Origin of the sequence: Pseudoalteromonas sp. P1-30 (assembly GCF_001400005.1) — a bacterium.
Classification (GTDB): domain Bacteria; phylum Pseudomonadota; class Gammaproteobacteria; order Enterobacterales; family Alteromonadaceae; genus Pseudoalteromonas; species Pseudoalteromonas atlantica.
Genome location: NZ_LKBC01000017.1, coordinates 47,147 through 67,650, shown reverse-complemented (window position 1 = coordinate 67,650; position 20,504 = coordinate 47,147). Strand labels below are relative to the sequence as shown.

Genomic DNA, 20,504 nt, shown 5'->3' with positions numbered 1-20,504 from the left:
TCTCTTCCGATCTTGCAGATGTTTTCTGTGCTACTAGCGGTAACCAATCAGGCAGCCCTTATTTAGATCCTTGGCGCTCAAGTAATTTTGAAGCCTCTTACGAATGGTACTTTAGTGAAGCTGGTATGTTCTCATTAGGTGCGTTTTATTTAGATATCGAATCGTTTATTTCACGTGAGACCGTTTACCTTCCTATCGCCGATAGTGATGGAGAGGTGCGAGGATATGATATTAACTCTAAAGAGTTTACCGGGACAACGCCTATTCAATCTATTACAAATAGTGAAGGCGGAAATATTAAAGGCCTAGAAGTTAGTTTCCAGCAAGGGCTAGGTACGTTTAGTGACATGCTAGATGGGTTTGGTGTAACAGCTAACTATACTTTTTCACCGAGTGAAAGTGGTTCAAAGGACTACTATGGCAAAGATACTCCTATGGCTGATAACTCTGAGCATCAGTCAAACTTAGCGCTATGGTATGAGAAAGATGGTTTACAAGCTCGTATTGCTCACAATTACCGTAGTAAAAAGTTTATGTGGATTGTTAATAAAGCGCCTTATCAATTTGCTAGGTATCAAGCGCCAACAAACTACATTGATGCCTCTGTAAGTTATGACTTGAATGAAAATATGAATGTTACGTTTCAAGCAACTAACCTTACCGAAGAGTCACAAGAACAATACCTACAGTGGGAAGATCTTGTTGATAAACGTTATATAAACGAACGTCGCTTATCATTAAGTTTCCAATACCGTCTATAAGTCTTGAGGGCAGGGGAAACCTGCCCTATCTTTTTATTTATGATATTTAAGTAGGTTATATGAAAAAAGTATTATTGCTATGTGCACTATTTTTCATCCCTTTTATAAGCTTTGCTGATGGGTTTGATTACTTTATTACTGCAGATAATGGCCGATTAAAAAATGGTGACGAAGATTATCGTTTTATTTCCTTTAATGTTCCCACATTAAATTTTCAAGAAGATGAAATGGCTTTTACGGTAAAAAACCCCTACCGTTTACCTAATGAATTTGAAATGCGAGATATCTTTTCTACTGTAAAAGAAATGGGTGGCCAGGTAATTCGTATTTATACAATTCCAGTTAAAAACAATAATTTCCCTAAAGATGCACCTACGTATGTTGAAGCCCCTGGTAAATTTAATGAGGAGGCATTTAAAGTCACAGATATGATGTTAGCTTTAGCTAACGAATATGAAATTCGTATTATCTTTCCATTATTAAATAATCGTCAATGGATGGGTGGAAGGCCTAACTATGCTGAATTTCGAGGTAAAACAGCGCAAGACTTTTGGGTCGATAAGCAGTTGCGAGATGACTTTAAAAAAACCATTAAATACACGTTGAATAGAAAAAACACAATTACTGGTAAAAAGTATAAAGACGACAAAGCTATTTTGGCATGGGAAACAGGTAATGAACTAACAAGTCCAATTGAATGGACCGTTGATATTACACGTTATATTAAATCGTTAGATAAAAACCACTTAGTAATGGATGGATGGTTCAGTGATGATCTTGATGAGCCAGTAGTAAGAGAAGAGTCATTAACAGAATGGTCTATAGATATTGTATCGTCTCACCATTATGAGCGCGATGCTTCTTTAATACCTCAAAATATTCAAAAAAATATCGATTTAGTCAAAGGCCGTAAAGTCTACATGGTTGGCGAATTTGGTTTTGCCAGTAGTTCTGCAATTGAATCTGCACTTGATAAAGTAATTGATGAGCCCTCGGTTGCTGGCGCGTTAATTTGGAGCCTAAGGCACAGAAGACGAGAAGGTGGGTTTTATTGGCATTCAGAGCCACTAGGGGCTGGTTTATTTAAAGCATTCAGATGGCCAGGGTTTGAGTCAGGTTTAGCTTATGATGAGCAACGCTTGATGACTATGTATCGAAATAAAGCATTCGAAATTCAAAACGCTAAACCAGCTGAAATATCAATACCTGCAGCACCAAAGTTATTACCAATTGAAAACTTACATTCGATTAATTGGCAGGGCTCTATGGGAGCGACTGGTTATAATGTTGAAAGGGCTAAAAGTGATAAGGGGCCTTGGACATTAGTTGGCTATAATGTATCTGATGCAGACGTACCATATTTCCCTCTTTTTCATGATGAAACCGCCCAATTAAATACACCTTATTTTTACAGAGTTGCAGCCATTAATAGCGCTGGTAAATCAACTTATTCAAACGTAGTAGGGCCTGTTGAATCTCGTTACTATGCAAAAATAGATACAATGAAAAACCTGGGTGTTGTAGAAACCAGTAAAGCACTTTTTCCTACCACTGGTAATGATCGCAGCTTTAAAGAGATCCGCAATAGACTATTTGGTGATTATGGTTCAGAAGCTATCTATAAAGTGCCTGGAAAGTTAGCTGAATTTAAATTATTTGCGTTTGAAAAAACTCGCTTCAGTTATTTATCTTTAGAAGGTTCTAACGATAAAAAGAAATGGGTTGATTTAAATGTAAAACCAAGTGTTTATGCAAATAGTGAATCTAATTATGGCTATTGGAAACCTAAAATATATGCGTACAAAGCAGGTACCCCTTTTAAATATATCAAAGTTATATTTAAAGGTGGTGAGGCACATTTGGCACGCACTGAAATTTTATACACTGATAAATAGGCTTACATGTTGCTTAAAACACACTACACCAACATGATAGCACTAATTATTAGCTGTCTTTTATTATCCGTGGCGCCTGTTTGCGCTGCGGATAATAAAAGCAATATTTTAAATATTATTGTTGGCACTTATTCAAATACTTCTTTAGCAAAAGAAGAGCAAGGTGTTTTTTTGCTGCAGTACGATACTGATAAGCATACTTTTAAAGAACCTATGCTTGTATCCAATGCGCAAAACACGTCTTACACGAATTACGATAAAACCACGAAAATTCTTTATAGTGTTATAGAGGAGGATACTGGCAGAATTGCTAGTCATCAATGGTCCAAAAACACCTTGTCATTGGAACCGATTGATAGTATCTCAAGTTTTGGGGCTTACCCATGTTTTATAAATATAAATCCTTCCTTTAGTCAGCTAGCCGTTGCAAACTACAATAGCGGTAATATCGCAATCGTTGATTATGATCCCCAAACTGGAAAGTTTAAACGCAATACACAAAACTATACATTTTTTGGTAATAGTGTTGATTTAAAAAGACAGCTTCGCTCCCACGCTCACTGGGTTAAATGGAGTAAAGATAATAAATATTTATACACTGTGAATTTAGGTATAGACAAAATCTTTATTAAATCAGTTGATGACACCAACCACACACTCTCTGACTCAAAGGTGGCGCTCAGCCTTCCTCCAGGCTCAGGCCCAAGACACATGGCTTTTCATCCAAATATGAAAGTGGCCTATGTTATAAATGAGCTCAATAACACATTAACTGTTACAAAAGTTGAAAAATCAGGAAAGCTTAATCACACACAAACAGTTAGCACTTTACCCAAAGGATCTCAAAGTATTAGTCAAGCTGGCCATATGCAAATAAGCGAAGATGGTAAGTTCTTGTATGTAACTAATCGCGGGGACAACAGTATTGGCGTTTATGCAATAAAAAGCCAAGGTAACGTGGAGCTTATACAGCATATAGATACACAAGGAGAATGGCCCCGCTTTTTCCTTATCACGCCAGACGGAAAGTCTTTGCTAGTTGCTAACCAACATACCAATAATATCAGCGCCTTTAGTATTAGTAATGACGGGCTGCTCAGTTTCACCGGAAATGATGTAATAATTTCGCATCCGGTTTCTTTAATACCTGTAAATTAATTGGAATAGTCATGATATCAAGACGAAATATGCTCAAATTACTAGCATGTAGCGGGGTTGCTGCATGCACGCCTGCATTTTCAAGTAATAACACAGCAAATGATAAACGATTCGACATCTCTTTATCTCAATGGTCTTTTCATAGAGAGATTTTAGGGGGAAGTAAAAAAGATTACTCTCAATTTATAAAAACACTTCACTCAACTCCTGATGATGTACTTCAAGGAACAATGGATACCACAGACATAGTTATTGCTGCCCGCAAGCTTGGGGTTAGCCATGTCGACTTGGTCAATGTTTTATTCTTCGGCCACGCACAAGATAAAAAGTGGCTTAACGCATTTAAATCCAAAGCGAGAAATGAAGGAGTAGGTTTTAACTTATTAATGTGTGATGAGACAGGTAAAATTGGCCACGAAACTGTATTAGGAAGAAAGCAAGCGATAGATAACCACTTACCTTGGCTCGAATGCGCTTCAGAGCTAGGTTGCAAACAGCTCCGTGTAAATGCCTATGGGGATGGGAACTATTTAGAGCAATTGCAGCGTTGTAGTGAGTCATTAAATAAATTAGCGGACATTTCTGCGCAATATAATATTGAATTGCTGGTAGAGAATCATGGCAATGCCTCTAACAATGGGGCGTGGCTTGCCATGCTAATGCAAATGACTGCCCATAAGAATGTTGGCGTTTTTACAGATTTAGACAATTTCTTTATGGGTGGGTGGAACCTGTCTCCAAAAAGACTTTACGATAGAACACAAGGGTTAATTGATTTGGCACCCTACACCAAAGGTATCAGCGCTAAAACACATAATTTTACTCTTGATGGAGAAGAAGTATCAATAAACTACCAGCATTGTTTAAACTTATTGGTGGATGAGGGTTTTAATGGTTTTGTAAGTGCTGAATATGAAGGCGACTCTAAAACTGAAATAGAAGGAAGTGACTTAACGGTAAAATTACTTAAAAAGTATCAATACCTGTCAAAATATGAATAATAAATATTCACTATTACAATATTACAAGTTTAATAAAATACAATTTTTGGCTGCTAACATCTCTAAGTTAAGTCACTCATTTAGCCTTTATGTGTTAGCGGCAGGTCTCTTCCTACCGCCTGAAAGTTGAGCTGCAATAGGTTTTCTAGTGACTATCTGTGATGCTTAAGTTTAGTGTAAAATGTTTAATCTATCGCAAGCTAAATGCTATTTAGGCTGGGGCTTACTCAGAAAATTTTAAAAGGTTGATAAACATGAATACAAAGGCAATAAACCAAGGTTTGGTGATTACCGCTATAGCCGCGCTTTTTTCTGTTAATGCGGTAGCAAAAAACGTATCAACTTCTCAGGTTGAATTGGTTGGAGAAATTAAAGGAACGCAAATTACCGGTGTAACCGTTAGTGACAACGGCCGAGTGTTCGTTAATGCGCCGAATTGGCGCGACGGTGTACGTTTTTCTGTAGCGAATATCACTAGTAATGGTGAATTTGTAGCCTATCCTAATGAGCAAGTAAACGCATGTGTAGCACAAAGTGAGGTACGAAAAGACTGTTTTCTAGCGGTGCAGTCGGTAGTGGCGCACAAAGACAAGCTTTATGTACTTGATACCCGAAACCCAAAATTTCAAGGCGTTATAGATGCCCCGCGTTTGTTTGTTGTTGACTTAAAATCAAACAAAATCGACCAAACACTGCTACTTAGCGATGATGCCTACCACCCAGATTCTTACATCAACGATTTACGTGTAGATGAAAAAACCAATCGTATCTTCATGACAGATTCGGGCCATGCTGGGCTTGTTGTGTATAATCTTGATGATAATACAAGTTATCGAATTTTAGATAACCATGAAACAACAAAAGCCGAAGTCGACACATTAAGTGTTAAGGGGAAGCCATTCAACAATGTCGTTCACTCTGACGGTATAGCGTTGGATAGATTAAACGGCACCCTCTATTTTCACGCTTTATCGGGTTATTCTCTTTACGCTATCGATACATCTGACATTAAAAAAGCGTCTAACGAGACGCTTTCCAAAGCTGTGCGTAAGGTTGCAACAACGGGCGCACCTGATGGCATGGTCTACCATCAAGGTAATGTTTATCTAGCAAATCTTGAAACGCAAGAAGTGCAGTATCTCACGCCTAGTCTTGACTTACGCACGCTTGTAAAAGGAGATGCTGTAAACTGGGCGGACACGTTTAGTATTCATAACAACACGCTTTACTATACCAATAGCAAAATACAGGACGCCGGAAGCGATGTAAGTAATATGACTTTCGAAGTTTACAAAACCATAATTTCAAGTCATTAGAATGCTAAACAGTGGGTTTAATAGACTAGACTGCCCACGTTTAGAGATAATAAACTTAACTGAAAAAACTAAAATGACATACCGTAAAAAATATTCTAAATAATTTAAACTGGAGGCCATCGCACTAATTGTTGAATAAAGCTAATGCGATGGCAGCAGGCCTCGAAAGCTAGGGGTAAATTCGAATAAGACAGGTTGATGGAGCATGGATATAAAAAAGCTATGGTACCAATGTTTGCTAATTAGCACTGAGCCGAACTTCGCAAAGAGCGGCAATTACTAAACTCGTTTTTGGACATAAATGAGTTAGAGCCGAAGGACGGCTCTGTGCCAATTGCGGACATTGTTAACGCTCGCCTAATACGCCTTGCACTGGCGAGCTTTTTGCGTTGCTTGCTAAAAGTGTGGCTGCCGGCAATGTAGGATTTAGATGCTTGTTAGCAATACATTCTGTTGCGGCTAACCTGTCACCTTGGACAAGAACATGAAAAAGCCACCCAACAAAATAATTGCAATGATGACTATAGCTGTGAGCGTCTTCGACTGAAGCATTGATTCAATTAAACCGACTTCAGTTTGCATTTTAATTAGGTCTTTTGGCTCAACATCTTCTTTAATGCGAGGGTTATTTGTTTCGTTATTCATTGGCAACTCCATATGCGAAATATTCGTGTCTTACTAACAGCTTATAACACACCAAAACGGCGTTTAATAATGTTATTGGACAAAATTAGATTTCTACTCAAAACACTAAAATAAATTTAACTTTTCCAATGACCGCTGTTCGCTCTTTTGAGGCATTCGCCTCAACACGTTTTGGGGCATAAACGAGTTAGTACCATAGTCCGGTTTGGTACAAAAGTGACGACTAAGCATGATGAAGGCAATCCATCACACTCAGCCATTTTAAAAAAACTTATCTATTTGTTTAGCGAACTATAGCGTTTTTGCCTCTTTAGGCTATTAGCACTTACTTCTTCAATTTTTTAAGTATTTCTTTTGCTAAAAGTGACGATGATTGCGGGTTCTGGCCTGTAATGATATTGCCGTCTACTTTGACAAAAGCAGTGAAATTTTCGCCAGAATTGTACTTAGCACCTTGTTTTTCTAGTGCATCTTGCAACATGAATGGAACCGTTTTATCTAGGTTAATCGCGCGCTCTTCACTGTTACTAAAACCCGCTATCTCTTTTCCTTTTATAATAGGGTTGTTTTCTAAATTTTTAATGCTTAACAACGCTGATACACCATGACATACAGCCGCAATCACTCCATTATTTTTTTGCACTTGCGTGCCAATACGTGCAATATCTGTATTCGGGTAAAAGTCCCATACGCTGCCATGCCCGCCACTAAAGATTACACCTATGTAATCATTACCAGATACATCTTTTAATGCTAAAGAGTTACTTAGTTTATTCGCAGACTCAGGTGTATTTAAAAATGACTGGTTAATATCGTCATGTTCTTTTGTACTATTTGGATCTATGGGAATTCTACCTCCTTTAACACTCGCAATATCAACTTCGTATCCTGCATCAGTTAAAATAATATACGGATGTGAAGCCTCTGAAAGCCAAAGCCCTGTTTTCTCAACGGTATTCCCCAGTTTTGAGTAACTTGTACTTACAATTAAAATTTTATCGGCAGCAACTGCCAGTGAACTCCATGTAAAAAATAGAAATATCCAAACTAGCTTTTTCATTACAAAATCTCCTAGGTATTCTGAATATGCCAAAATAGGCTTAAATAGTTACAACGTATTTCAATGCCTTTCTGTCACTCTTAAATTCTTTTAGTGTTTTATCTAGAGTAGAAAATGGAAAAGTCATGAAGTGGTTGGGTGTGAACTCTTTACGTTTAATTAGCTCCATTAATTGCGAAGCAGCTAACGTAAGTTGCATCCAGTCTTCTTTAGTGCCGTGCTTATGTAAGGCACCTAAGGCAATTTCATGTAAAGAAATGCACTTTCCAAAAGCGGGAAAAGGTGGCTGCTCTATTCGTCCTTGAATTGGAATTAAATGACCATTAGCCTTCACTTTAGTTGAGGTTTCTTCTGCGCTTGATACAGATTTAGTATCAAAAGCGGCATAGAAACTTTCATAATTTATGCTATCTAAATCAGGGTACAGATTATCAACCCCCAGCTCTTTCAGCTCATTATGACGTTTTTCACTGGCAATGGCCGAAACCACAAAGCCTTTATTCATTAATAGTTGTATTAAATATCTTCCTACAGAGCCAGAGGCGCCATTAACAAGTACCGGTTTTCCTGGGAAAGAAGGAATTTTTTCTACAGCTTGCCAGGCAGTCATTAGTGGGCAAGGTAAGCTAGCGGCTGTTGAAAAGTCTAACTCTTCAGGCATAGGCATAAGTACAGAGGCATTGAGGATCGTACAGTGAGCGAAGCTTCCATCTTTATTTAGGTCTTGATGATAAGCCACACGCTTGTTTAATAAATGATTTAACTTTTCTGAACCCACCTTTTTAATTATTCCAGCACCATCTACACCGGCAATTTGTTTCTCAGCTAAACTACCATTGTCTATGACTTTCCAATCGACGGGATTAATTCCTATCGCTTGATTTTCAACTAATACTTCATCTTCTTTTAAACTTGGTAAAGGCTTTATTGTCATCGATAAAGAGCTTGTTTTACCATCAAAGCTCCATGCAGTTGTATAAGAGGTGTTGTCTTGGTTCATATTTATCCTTGTATTAACTTTTAGGCGTAGACATTAGTTTAAAAGCTTATTTACTGATTGCTGCTAGATCATATCAAACCATTAAATTTGCACTATCCTCAAAATTAACAAATCATATTTGTTTAATGTGTAACAATAAGAGTGTATTTGGAGTGAGGATTAAATGATTAAAACAGAAGATTTAACTGCATTTTTAGCTGTTGTTGAGTATGGAAACTTTTCAAAGGCAGCAAGGAGTGAAGGGATGCAAATAGCGACATTATCTAGAGCTATTTCGAGATTAGAAACGGATCTTAAAACAACTCTTTTTAACCGAACTACAAGAAAGGTAGTACTAACAGAAGAAGGACATTTGTTTAAGGCTCATGCTCAACAGGCGGTACACTCAATTAAATTGGGCATTCAGGAACTTAAAGTTAATCAGGGGCAGCCTTCTGGTAAATTAAAGGTAGATTCCGCGCTTCCATTTATGGTGAGTCAGCTTGTACCTTTAGTAGATAGTTTTAAGCGGTTATATCCTAAAATCATTATTGAGCTCTCAACAAATGATTCAGTTATTGATTTATTAGAGAATAAGGTGGATGTTGCATTTCGAGTTGGCGAGCCCGAAAACTCAACGCTGCGCGCAAAATTTTTAGGGTATAGCCCACTTTGCATAGTTGCCTCCCCGGCTTATTTGGCCGAGTTTGGAACACCTCATAAGTGTACTGATTTAAAGCATCATAACTTACTAGGGTTTACCAACTCAGCTCATTTAAATAATTGGTATTTGAATGATAAATCGTTTTCACCAGAGATTACGCCGATAGCTAATAGTGGGGAGATATTAAAACATCTGTGTATTAATGGCGTGGGAGTGATTGCTTTGTCGTACTATATGGTGCATGAAGAGCTAGCTAAAGGCACATTAGTAGAAATTTTACCTAAGGCAATCGAGCACCCTAATAGAAGGGAGTCTGTACATGCTGTTTACTATAAGCAAAGCGCACTTGCTTCACGTATTTCTATTTTTTTGGACTACGTTAAACCGCGTTTAAACTTGTCTAGTAACAATTAAATAAAACCGATAAGTAATCAGATGAACTGTTTTCTCAGTTTAGACTATTATTATCAAGACTTTGTTTTAACTTTTATGGCAGTAAATGATTCAATATTTGAAACACATGGTTAATAATTTCATACTCGCATTATTATTTTATATTCCTTTTTATAGTTTTGCTTGTGACCGTACACTGTTAGTAAGTGCATCATCTACGTGGGTGCCATATTCATACACAGTTGGCGAAAAATTCAAAGGTCTCGATATAGAAATTTTGGAATTAATTTTAACGAAGAACAATTTTTGTTGGGAGTATATTGTTTTTCCTTCTTCAAGCCGTGCTTTTACCGAATTAGAAAAAGGGGACGTAGATCTTATCTTTGGTGCAACTTATACACAAGAGCGCAGTAGCTTTGCAGCATTTAGCACCGCTTATCGAGATGAAAAAATGATTTTTTTCTACAATGATAAGAACCAGCATAACAAAGATTTAATTAAAAATCTTACTACTTCTAACTCACCTTATTCATTATTATCAAAAAGCCTTATTGCTAAAAATAGAGGGAGTTATTACGGCGAAAGTTTCGAAAATTTTAAAAAAGAATGCTCAAGTTGTTTACTCGAACTAAGCTTAGCAAAAAAAAGGTTTATGTTATTAAGTACCGATAGGGTCGACTTTGTAGTCGAGGACTATTTAACCGGCCTTTATCTTCAAGTAGCTAAAAATATAATGCCTGGTCGCTTTATAGTAAATAAAAGCCCAACGCACTACATGTTTAGAAAAAGGTTATTTGACGATAAAGCATTAGAAAAATTTAACTCAACTATACGCAATAGTGAAAAAGAGATAGCTCAAATTATTTCAAAGTATGGGAATATAGAATAATAAAATTAACCTATTAAAGAGCTAATACGCTCTTAGTAGTTAGGTTACATGAGATTATGCAACCTAACTATTGATACATTATTAAAAGCGGTAACTCGCGCCTAAATACACAGTACGGCCGTTAATTGTTGTATTGTATAGACGATCATTTGAGTCTGAATATTGCTCTTCACGTTCGTTAGTTAAGTTACTTGCTTCAATTGTAACTTTTAGCTTATCACTTACCTGATAAAAAGCAGATGCATCTATGTAGGTGCTGGCATGAAAACCATTTTCGTCTTCATCTCCGTTACCTGCTTGTACTGCTGCAATATAGTCACTTCTGTATGCAGCTGCAACGCGTGCGCCCCATGAGTCAGAATCGTAATATATTGTAAAGTTACCAGAATGTTCTGAAAGACCTGGGAATGATTTATATTGATCAACACCTGAGTTACCCACATTACGGTAAAGCGCTTCACCATCAGCGAATGTATAATTAGCAATAACACCTAAGTTATTAAGTGGGGCGGGTAAAAAGTCTAGGTCACGTTGAAAAGCGAGTTCCCAGCCACTAATATCACTTTCATCTAAGTTTTGTGGTTGAATAACAGTGAATATGGTACCCGCATTTTGAGGATTACCTGCTTCATCTACATCACCTAGAAAGCTAAGTGGGTAGCCTGTTTCACTGTATGGGATATCATAGGTTTCGGTAATAATGAAGTTATCGATAGATTTATGAAAGTAACTTACGGCAGCATATCCAATATTTTCAAAGTAATACTCTACTGAAAAATCAAAGTTAACTGATTCATAAGGCTTAAGGTTAGGGTTTCCTGAACTGATACTTAGGCCATTGGTTGATGTTGCATCATTTTGTACAACGCCCGTAGGAACTAAAGCACCAAGTGACGGACGCGTTAGGTTTTCCCCGTAGCTCGCACGTAAAACTAAGCTATCATTACTATCCCACACTAGGTTGATTGCAGGTAACAAACCCGAATAAGTATTTTCTACATCAACTACTTCGCCATTTATTAACCCTATAGCATTGGTTGTAGTATCGTAATGACGCACGCCCGCATTACCCATTAAGTAACCTGAGCCTAGCTCCCATTCAGCTTCGTACTGCAAATAAGCACCAAAGGTTTTTTCTTGTACATTATCGGTAAAATCAGGATTATCTAAATTAGGGTCGATATTCATACTCGCTAGAGTGCCTAGTACATCAACACTTACCCATTGTTGCTTATTGTGCGCAGTATTAGTAAATGTAAGGCTTGAATCTACCGTGTCATCTAGTATGCCATTTTCCCAATCACTGCGATTAATATTATTAGATTTAGTTTCACCGTTTTCACTTTCAAACTTTTTATCTGACAAGCCAAATTTAATAGTTGAAGAATTATTAAGTGTGTAATTAAAATCTAGTTTAATTGAATCGAAAGTATTGGTTATTTCCTCTTCTGATAAATCAATTTCGTGGTAACGGAATAAACTACTGTCGGTAGGAGCAAACCCATACGTATTTTCTCCATAATAAGCATCGCCACGGTAGTCAATAGTTTCGTCACCGAATGTTTCTAAATATATTTTTGCGCTACCGGTATTAAACTTAGATTCAGAGCGCCCTACTAACGCAGCCATATTTAAATCTTCGGTAATTTGCCAATCGCTATTAAGCACATATTGGCTAATTTCAGTATCAGCATACTGTTTTCTACTTTCTGAATGAATTGCGGCATCTTCATATACTGAGTAAATAGCGTCATTATTTTCGTTTATCTCCAACGAGGTGAGTTTTGAACAAGTAGGTTCACTTATATAGGCCGGTCCTGTACAGCCTAGCGCAGTTGAGCTAGAGCCACGACTTTGTAAATGAAACTCATCACGTTCATTATTCAGTTCACCATATAAAGCATCAAAGCCAAATTCAAGGTCATTAGAAGGACGATACTGCAAAGCTAGAGTTGTACCTAAACGTTCCTGCTCGTTTTCAAACAATGAATAGCGGCTACCACGTGAAAAGCTCACTTCTTCGTTGTTAATTTTATCTTGTAATTCATCTGATAGTTCAGATATATCGGAGCCTGATGCATTTTTTTTGCGCCAGCGATAAGTATTGTAACCTTGCTCATTTACATCACGTTTGCTAAATGCAACTGAGAATAATGCGCCAAATTCATCATTCCAAGTATTTGAAATTAGCGCTGCAATGCGTGGGCTAATATCGTCGGTTTGTGAGTTATCGCCTAACTGCCCTGTTATGGCCGTATTGAACCCATCAAAATCAAATGGCTTAGCTGTATGAAGACCAACAGTACCGCCTATACCGCCTTCATCCATTTCGGCTGAAAATGATTTTTTCACATCAACGCGTTGAAATAACTCAGAAGCAAAAATATTGAAATCGAATGCACGAGAGCGACTTACAGAACCACGACTGTCCATTGCTGAAGATGAGGTACCTAAAGCTTCCATACCGTTGAGTTGTACTTGTGTAAAGTTTGGACCCAAGCCTCGTAACGAAATTTGTCGGCCTTCGCCGCCTTCTCGAGTTATGGCAATGCCAGGTACACGTTGTAGTGAGTCTGCTAGATTTAGATCGGGAAAATCTGCAATATCTTCAGCCACAATAGAATCTTGCGCGCCCACAGCATTTCGTTTTAAATCTTTTGCTTTTAACAAACTGTTGCGATAACCCTGTACAACAATTTCTTCCACTTCTGTTTGCGCAGATTGTTCTGCATACACATAATTAGACGCGCCTAACGAACTTATTATAGCCGTTGCTAAAAGCGTACGAGATGGTTTGTTCAACATAATGCTTCCTTGGTTTTTAATTTAAAGTTGATTATTAATAAAAGGGTTTGTGCGCACTAAATGACCTTCGTCAAATTGCACCACATAGTTAAAGCGCGCCTGCTGTGGCGAGCCGGGTATAAAATCGGTTGAAATTACTTGTGCGCCGCTATTTTTTGCAGCATTAAACTGCATTGTTCGTTGCGAATTAGTGGCACTTAAATTTGCATCTGCGCGGGTACGCACCATGTAGCCTGAAGCTATTAATTTTTGAATTTTTTCGAAATGCTTTATGGGGTTATTCACTATCATGAAAGCAGCTTCTGGTTGGTCTGCTTCATAGTGTGCAAACATACTGGCTCCTCTCAGCGAAGGACGGTTTTTTCTATACAATGAGGTTTGTGATTTCTTTCCATCAAATAAAAAGATAAATTTTTGCTTAAGCAGATCTACATTTGGCCAGCCAAATTGGGTCACTGTCTCATTTAAAGACAGGCTGCTTTTGCGTAAATTATCGGGTGTAAATAATGAGCCTGATAAAGTTTGCTTTATTACGGCATCAAGAGAATGGTAATCACTGGCTTTAAATTTTAATGTAGGGGGTTGAGGGTCTATAGAGGTACCCGTTTCCTTAACATTAATCATGACAACGATAGGATAATGGAGCGGATTTGCCTGTGACCATTTTTTGAGATTGTTTAAACAGTCACTAAATAATACGCAGTGACTTTGTACGTCAACACCAGGTATATGCATGACTTTAAAACCAGGAATTGATAGCTGCTCTATTTCATGTTCACTAAACAATGCTTCACTTGAGAAACGCTCAGCCCACGGCCTGAGGTATAAACCACCATTTGGATCTTTTAGCACATCGATTTCTAAGTGCCTGATACCACTATTGAGCTGATCAACAATATTAATATGGCCATAATCAATTTGTGCCGTAAGCTTGGGGTTAAGCTTGCTTAGCTCTTTTTTAACTCCAAGATTAAGTACTTTTTTATAACTATTATGTGAGCCAATCACTTGGAATTGATTCAAAGGGGTGGCTAAAGCACCTGTTAGCCACGTTATAGCAGCAATAAAAATAATAAAACGCATAGCGCATCTCAATTGTGAGTTTGCTACCTAAGAGCGCTCATTTTTAAATTAGGGGACACAAAAGTTTTGATTTAATAAAAGCTTCATAATTAAAGTCGTGTTTTTAAAAGTTTTGTCCCCTATTTCTCATAACTGAACTCTTTATCAATAAAGAAAACATTAACTGAGGTGTGTAGTGGTGGTGGGACAAAGGTTGACATGGTTATTTGTAATACTTGGCGCTTTTAATTCATTGAATGCTGCAGGTATTGAATATTTTGATATGAAAAGTGAGGATCAGCCTGGTACTGTAAAAGTGGCTTTTCTAGCAGATATTCATCTGCATGATATCTTTGCAACCACAGTTAAGGCTGTGAACACTGCGTTACCTAAAGACCCTAAAACCCGACAACCTCTTCTAATCCGTAGTATGTATGCTCAACTTCATTCGACTCGCTTATTTAATGAGAACTACTTTGCTTTTATTCATGTATTGGATGAGCTAGCTCAAAAAAACATTAAGCTAATAGCATTACCAGGTGACTTTACTGATGATGGCCAGCCAATTAACGTTCGGGCTTTAGCTAAAATATTGAGCAGGTACCAAAAAAAATACGGTATGAGATTTTTTGCAATTCCTGGTAATCATGACCCCGTAAAACCATTTTCATCTCCTGCTGGAAAAGCGGACTTTTTAACTTCTGACGGTAATGAATTTGGCCTTTATAGCCACGGGCATACAAAATGTGCACATAATCACTCTCTTTGCGATGATGGAGTTAAGCATTGGGGTTACTCAGAAATTCTAAGTACACTTAATGACTTTGGCTTTAGTAAACACGAATCCGACTTACTATATGAAACACCGTATAAAAATAGAGAGTTTTCATGGTGTGATCCGAATAATGCGACTCGCTGTATTATGATGCCTGATGCCAGCTACTTGGTTGAGCCAAAACAAGGGGTTTGGCTCTTAGCAATTGATGCCAATGTATATGCACCTCAATGGAAAAATACACCTATTACGTTTAAAGGTTCATCAGGAGCTGGCTACAATGCTTTAATAAAAGCTAAGCCTTTACTAATCCAGTGGATAAAATCTGTGGTTAAAAGGGCTAAGGAGCAGGATAAAACACTTGTCGCATTTAGCCATTTTCCGATGGGAGATTTTTACGATAATGCTAATAAGGAATTACATAAGGTATTTAATAACGGAGACTTTTCATTACCACGAGTCCCCACTGCACAAACCGCAAAAATACTTGCACAGACAGACCTAACATTACATTTTGCCGGCCATATGCATTTAAACGATACTGCATTAATTACTAATAATAAGAGCTCTCAATTAGTTAATGTTCAAGTGCCAAGCCTTGCTGCCTATAAGGCTGCTTATAAAGTTGCTGAATTAAATCTACAAAAGCAAACCGCCCATATAAATACCTATACACTTAACGATGTGGCAGATTTTAATAGGCTCTTTAGTTTTTATGATAGAGAGTGGCTATACAGAAATGATAATAAACAAGATAATTTTGATCGCACTATTTTAAATTCTAAAAGTTATGCAGAGTTTACTAAGCGTCACCTTATTGGGTTGATTGAGCAACGATTTTTAAAGCGTGATTGGCCTAACGAGTTAGTATCGTGGCTAGATAAAAACCTTTATTTAGAGAACTGGTTTACGGCAATGCAATGTATTGATAGTGCTAGCCCTGAAATGTTAGTTCAATTGAAATTGATATCAACAAAATCTTGGCTGCAAGACTTCTATTTATTAAGAAATGGTGATGTAACAGCTGATATATCCGATAAAAGGCGTATCTTTTACCAACAGTTAAGCACCTTATTAGAACAATCAAATTGCAAAACTCAAACGCAGATACAGCAATATTTAGCTTCACTTACACAAGTAATGGCAAAGTTTAGTAAAAATACCCAGGGAGAAAATTTTAGCGTTGATTTAAAAACAGGTAAGGTTTTTTAATATTGATAACTCAGGCCCAGGTAAAAAGTGCGGCCACTTGTTGTAGAGTTATAAGCTCTCAGCGATGAGTCACTATACTGGCGTTCTTGTTCATTACTAAGGTTAAAAGCACTTAATTTTAACTTCCAGTTTTTAGTAAAGTTGTAGTTAAAGCTTGCGTCCCAATACGTTGTTGGCATAAAGCCGGTTTCATTTTCATCATTTATTAATCCTCCAGCACGTACCAAATATCTACCTCTGAAAATAGCACCTAGTTTAAAGTTCAGGTTGGGACGATCGTAAAAAATCATACTCGATGCTGTGATTTTAGATAAAAACGGCAAGTTCTTTTTAAATAATGCTAAGCCATCATTGGAGTTGTAATAAGTTACCTTGCCTTCGTTATACGTACTTTGTAGGTTAATACCCCAGTAAGAGTTGGGTATTAAGTAATTTAAATTTAATTCGATGCCCCATTGATAAGCTGTTTCTGCATTGCTTTGCCATACCGCTATTTTATCGTTGGCAGCTTTAATAGGGTGGGGTAATGGAGCTTGAGTAGTAACAATGTAATCGTTTAAATTTTTATAATACAAAGATAAATCCAATGAACTATGACCACTAAAATCACCCTCCAGAGATACATCAGTATTATAGGATATGTAAGGCTTAAGATTTGGGTTAAAAATATATTCAATATTATCTAGGGTATTGTTAGAGTCGGCAAAGTTTAGAGAACTTAATAACGGTTTAGAATAATTTTTAGAAGCCCCAAAACGAAAGCGCCAATTCTCACCCACGAAGAGTGTACTATTTAGGCTAGGTAGCCATAAATCATAGCTTAACCTTGATAAGTCCTGAGTAGAAGTTGTTATAGAATCAAACTGGTAACGTAGCCCAAAATCGACCTCCCACTTATCTCTCTCAAGCGCTAATAATGTATACACACCCAGACTGTTTTCTTTTATATGTTCATACTTTCTTATAAAAGAAGCGTTATTTTGTTTTATGTTAAATGGATTTATTTTATAAAGTGCAAGTGCATCATTAGTGTTAATGCTCAACCAGCGCTGGTTATTATGTTTATTTTGGGGCGTTATGAGTGTTTCGGGTAACTCAATTAATTGTTGTGGAGAGTTGTTTATTTCACTAAAAAAAATATCATTTTGTTGAAGGTTATTCATTTTATTTGTAAATGAGATCCAGTCCCCACCAAATTTCATAGAGAAAGTGCCATTAAAACGATGCTGTAGGTCTATCTTTGCAAATAGATATTTATTATCTGATTGATAGTATTCTAAATCTCCGTGATATAAATCCCATATACTAATGTCTTGTAAGTTTTGGCTATAGTTAATGTCGGCGTAAAAAGGGTCTTGTGTATAATCAATAGTTACATCACTTAGCCCTTGAGTATAAATTTTATTACTATACGGTATTTCGTATTCTGATTGCTGCATACCTAATATGGCATGCACATCCCACCGTTTATTGAGCTTTTTTTCAATTGAAAACTGGCCTTGGTGGTAGGACGTATTTATTTTTTGCACTCTGCTTTCTGTTGCTACTCTTGCATCAACATAGTGAGCATATACTAACTCATTGTCTTTATTTGTTTTGATACCTGTTATTGATGTTTGATCTTTTATAACGGGTGTAGATTGGTCCCCCCGAGGATATAAATGAGACTCTGAGCGATTTCCTTTTAAAAAGCCAGATAGCACATCGACATCTATATATGTAGTCGGGTTTTTGTATTCTAAAGACAAGTTTGTACCAAAGCGTTGCTGAGTTCCCTGCCAAACAGAATATCTGTTTCCTCGGGGAATGATGTAATTCCCTTGTGCTAAATTTTCTGATTGTAATTTACTTAATGAGGATAAGTCAGCATTATTAATGGCTATGTTACGCCATCTGAATGTATTAGCACCTTGTTCTAATGATTCTCTGCTCGTATAGGCTACACTTGCAAGCGCCCCCCAGTTCCCCCACGTATTTGACAAAAGGGTAGAGTAACGTTTGGACACTGAGCCAACATAATCGTTATAGCCAATTTCGGGGGTAATAACAAAGTTAAACCCTTTCTTATCTAGTGGACTTATTGTTTTTAAGGCTATCGTACCTGATATTCCGCCGGCGATCTGGTCAGAAGAATAACTTTTGAATACTTGTATTTGTTTAAATAGCTCAGCCGGTAAAATGTTAAAATCAAAAGATCGATCGCGCTGCTTTTGCACTCTACTATCCATAGGTGAGTCATTATTTGCCAATACTGGCATATCATTAAGTGTAACTAGGCTAAAATCTGGGTAACTGCCTCGAATAGATACTTGTCGACCTTCACCGGCCTCGCGAGTTATAGCTACCCCGGGTATATATTGTAGAGCCTCTGCTAAATTTGTATTTGGAATATCTGTGATGTCTTGTGCTGAAATGGCTTCACTAATTGCCTTTGTGTTGTGCTTTAAATTACGCGAGCGGGCTTGAGAATAACGAATACCTTTAACTGTAATCTCTTCTATTAGTTTAATATTGTTTTGGCTTGGGCTTTTATAAATTACAAATCCATTATTTTTTATTTTAAAAGACAAAGTAGTATCATCTAAAAGTAATTTAAGCGCTTGAGATAAGGTGTAAGAACCACTAATAGTTGGGCTTTCTTTATTATTGAGTAGTGTAGGATCGCTGCTATAGGAAACCTGATATGCAATTGCAATCTGGCGTAAACTGTCGCTAAGTGGACTTGCTGGCACCTGAACAAATTTACTTTTTGTTTGTGCTGCTTGAATAGGGCTAGGAATTAATATGCTTAAACAAATTAGAGCATGCGTAAGGTATAAAATTTTATGTCTTAAACAATGTAGCTTGTTCATATCAATGAATTTAAATAAATCGAACACTTAAATTCTCGAAATGAGCAGTATATTTTCTCTTTCTTCAAGTTTTAAATTATAAGCATCAGCTATTAACATCAAGCTCTGTTTTGGTGTTTCTAGATTGAATCGACCACTAATAATCGTATTACTAAGCTTACTATCTAGTTTAATTTTATCGTTACTATATCGTTGTAGTTGTTCAACTATGCTGTCTAAAGTTTCTTTTTCTGCTTCAATCCAGCCGGTTCTCCAAAGGGGAAGTTGCTCCAATGATTTATCAGTAGTTACAGTAATACGACCACCCACCACGACTGCTTTTTGAGGAGGAATTAATGTTACTGTGTCATTTGCATTAACTTTTACCTTCCCTTCATAAACAGTCACTACTACTTTATTTTCATTATGCTGTACATCAAATGAGGTCCCTAACACGGTGATGTTAGTTTCTCCAGAGTCGATAATAAATGGGCGTTTTATGTCTTTTGCTACATCAAAAAAAACTTGCCCTTTATTTAGTACTACTTTTCTTACATTGGGCTGTAATTTCGCTGTTAGCTCACTCCCTGCATTTAAGTGCAGATAGGTACCGTCCGTTAGCAACTTTGAAACACGCTTACCTATAGGCGCGCTAATAGCTTTAACTGGCTCAAACTTATCATTAGAAGCAATGGTCGGTGTAATTGATGCTTCTTGTTGTGGTAAAGAAAACCAGTACGCCATAAAGGCAATAGCACTAAAGCTAGCTGCAATGGCTATTTTATGAAAACTCTTTTGCTTGCTTGCATTTTTCTTTAATGGAGTAATAGACGTATCATTATGGTAGATATGTAAATTATGTAGAGCTTTATCAATTGAAGGGTCGCCAAATATTTTAGTAACTCTATCAAATGCAGCTTTATTTTGCGGCCGTTTTAGCCACAGGGAAAGTTCTGCTGATTCATCTTCGTTTAAATCGTTAATCCGATCTACCCAGTCAGCGGCTTGCTCTAGTGTTTGTTCATTCATTCAAAAATTCTTACCAGCATGTATTAATA

General features: G+C 37.1%; 15 protein-coding genes. 8 read left to right on the top strand and 7 right to left on the bottom strand.

Annotated features, from left to right (window positions below):
• From AN395_RS17730 to AN395_RS17710, 5 genes are all read left to right on the top strand, one after another.
• Window positions 1-761: TonB-dependent receptor domain-containing protein (locus tag AN395_RS17730; RefSeq protein ID WP_157683957.1), on the top strand; the 761-nt coding region annotated here is incomplete at its 5' end.
• A 59-nt stretch (window positions 762-820) separates the two neighbouring features.
• Window positions 821-2,656 (top strand): cellulase family glycosylhydrolase, encoded by a 1,836-nt coding sequence (locus AN395_RS17725; RefSeq protein WP_054983808.1) that lies wholly within the window; start codon window positions 821-823, stop codon window positions 2,654-2,656.
• A 6-nt stretch (window positions 2,657-2,662) separates the two neighbouring features.
• Window positions 2,663-3,814: a lactonase family protein gene (locus AN395_RS17720; RefSeq protein ID WP_054983807.1), complete on the top strand. Its 1,152-nt coding sequence runs from the start codon at window positions 2,663-2,665 to the stop codon at window positions 3,812-3,814.
• 11 nt (window positions 3,815-3,825) lie between these two features.
• Window positions 3,826-4,815 (top strand): sugar phosphate isomerase/epimerase, encoded by a 990-nt coding sequence (locus tag AN395_RS17715; protein ID WP_095206683.1) that lies wholly within the window; start codon window positions 3,826-3,828, stop codon window positions 4,813-4,815.
• A gap of 254 nt (window positions 4,816-5,069) precedes the next feature.
• Window positions 5,070-6,131, top strand: a complete 1,062-nt coding sequence (locus AN395_RS17710; protein WP_054983805.1) for an L-dopachrome tautomerase-related protein — start codon at window positions 5,070-5,072, stop codon at window positions 6,129-6,131.
• Window positions 6,132-6,590: 459 nt separating this feature from the next.
• Here the strand turns inward: AN395_RS17710 and AN395_RS17705 are convergent, their stop codons facing one another.
• From AN395_RS17705 to AN395_RS17695, 3 genes are all read right to left on the bottom strand, one after another.
• Window positions 6,591-6,776: a hypothetical protein gene (locus AN395_RS17705; protein WP_024594843.1), complete on the bottom strand. Its 186-nt coding sequence runs from the start codon at window positions 6,774-6,776 to the stop codon at window positions 6,591-6,593.
• Window positions 6,777-7,101: 325 nt separating this feature from the next.
• Entirely contained in the window at window positions 7,102-7,836 is a 735-nt protein-coding gene (locus AN395_RS17700; RefSeq protein ID WP_054983804.1) for a type 1 glutamine amidotransferase domain-containing protein, read from the bottom strand.
• Between the two features lie 40 nt (window positions 7,837-7,876).
• Window positions 7,877-8,836: an alcohol dehydrogenase catalytic domain-containing protein gene (locus AN395_RS17695; protein ID WP_054983803.1), complete on the bottom strand. Its 960-nt coding sequence runs from the start codon at window positions 8,834-8,836 to the stop codon at window positions 7,877-7,879.
• Window positions 8,837-8,999: 163 nt separating this feature from the next.
• On the opposite strand from AN395_RS17695, the gene AN395_RS17690 reads away from it, so the two are divergent.
• On the top strand, window positions 9,000-9,893 hold the full coding sequence (locus tag AN395_RS17690) for a LysR family transcriptional regulator (RefSeq protein ID WP_054983802.1): 894 nt from the start codon (window positions 9,000-9,002) through the stop codon (window positions 9,891-9,893).
• An 85-nt stretch (window positions 9,894-9,978) separates the two neighbouring features.
• Entirely contained in the window at window positions 9,979-10,761 is a 783-nt protein-coding gene (locus AN395_RS17685; RefSeq protein ID WP_054983801.1) for an ABC transporter substrate-binding protein, read from the top strand.
• Between the two features lie 81 nt (window positions 10,762-10,842).
• Here AN395_RS17685 and AN395_RS17680 read toward each other — a convergent pair whose 3' ends face one another.
• Together AN395_RS17680 and AN395_RS17675 are read right to left on the bottom strand one after the other, a co-directional pair.
• Window positions 10,843-13,566, bottom strand: coding sequence for a TonB-dependent receptor (locus AN395_RS17680; protein WP_054983800.1), 2,724 nt, complete (start codon window positions 13,564-13,566; stop codon window positions 10,843-10,845).
• A gap of 21 nt (window positions 13,567-13,587) precedes the next feature.
• The gene (locus AN395_RS17675) at window positions 13,588-14,649 is read right to left on the bottom strand and encodes a Ca2+-dependent phosphoinositide-specific phospholipase C (protein ID WP_054983799.1); all 1,062 of its coding nucleotides are present in this window, start codon (window positions 14,647-14,649) and stop codon (window positions 13,588-13,590) included.
• 193 nt (window positions 14,650-14,842) lie between these two features.
• On the opposite strand from AN395_RS17675, the gene AN395_RS17670 reads away from it, so the two are divergent.
• Entirely contained in the window at window positions 14,843-16,615 is a 1,773-nt protein-coding gene (locus AN395_RS17670) for a metallophosphoesterase (RefSeq protein ID WP_235576590.1), read from the top strand.
• Here AN395_RS17670 and AN395_RS17665 read toward each other — a convergent pair.
• Window positions 16,612-19,494, bottom strand: coding sequence for a TonB-dependent receptor (locus tag AN395_RS17665; RefSeq protein WP_235576589.1), 2,883 nt, complete (start codon window positions 19,492-19,494; stop codon window positions 16,612-16,614). The two genes, AN395_RS17670 and AN395_RS17665, sit on opposite strands and share 4 nt — an antisense overlap.
• Window positions 19,495-20,475, bottom strand: coding sequence for a FecR family protein (locus AN395_RS17660; protein ID WP_054983798.1), 981 nt, complete (start codon window positions 20,473-20,475; stop codon window positions 19,495-19,497). It lies immediately after the preceding gene.
• Window positions 20,476-20,504: the final 29 nt, after the last annotated feature.

Excerpts from the sequence above, each read along its gene's own strand:
- AN395_RS17725 (WP_054983808.1), top strand. The coding sequence starts at position 821 with ATGAAAAAAGTATTATTGCTATGTGCACTATTTTTCATCCCTTTTATA.
- AN395_RS17720 (WP_054983807.1), top strand. The coding sequence starts at position 2,663 with ATGTTGCTTAAAACACACTACACCAACATGATAGCACTAATTATTAGC.
- AN395_RS17715 (WP_095206683.1), top strand. The coding sequence starts at position 3,826 with ATGATATCAAGACGAAATATGCTCAAATTACTAGCATGTAGCGGGGTT.
- AN395_RS17710 (WP_054983805.1), top strand. The coding sequence starts at position 5,070 with ATGAATACAAAGGCAATAAACCAAGGTTTGGTGATTACCGCTATAGCC.
- AN395_RS17705 (WP_024594843.1), bottom strand. The coding sequence starts at position 6,776 with ATGAATAACGAAACAAATAACCCTCGCATTAAAGAAGATGTTGAGCCA.
- AN395_RS17700 (WP_054983804.1), bottom strand. The coding sequence starts at position 7,836 with ATGAAAAAGCTAGTTTGGATATTTCTATTTTTTACATGGAGTTCACTG.
- AN395_RS17695 (WP_054983803.1), bottom strand. The coding sequence starts at position 8,836 with ATGAACCAAGACAACACCTCTTATACAACTGCATGGAGCTTTGATGGT.
- AN395_RS17690 (WP_054983802.1), top strand. The coding sequence starts at position 9,000 with ATGATTAAAACAGAAGATTTAACTGCATTTTTAGCTGTTGTTGAGTAT.
- AN395_RS17685 (WP_054983801.1), top strand. The coding sequence starts at position 9,979 with ATGATTCAATATTTGAAACACATGGTTAATAATTTCATACTCGCATTA.
- AN395_RS17680 (WP_054983800.1), bottom strand. The coding sequence starts at position 13,566 with ATGTTGAACAAACCATCTCGTACGCTTTTAGCAACGGCTATAATAAGT.
- AN395_RS17675 (WP_054983799.1), bottom strand. The coding sequence starts at position 14,649 with ATGCGTTTTATTATTTTTATTGCTGCTATAACGTGGCTAACAGGTGCT.
- AN395_RS17660 (WP_054983798.1), bottom strand. The coding sequence starts at position 20,475 with ATGAATGAACAAACACTAGAGCAAGCCGCTGACTGGGTAGATCGGATT.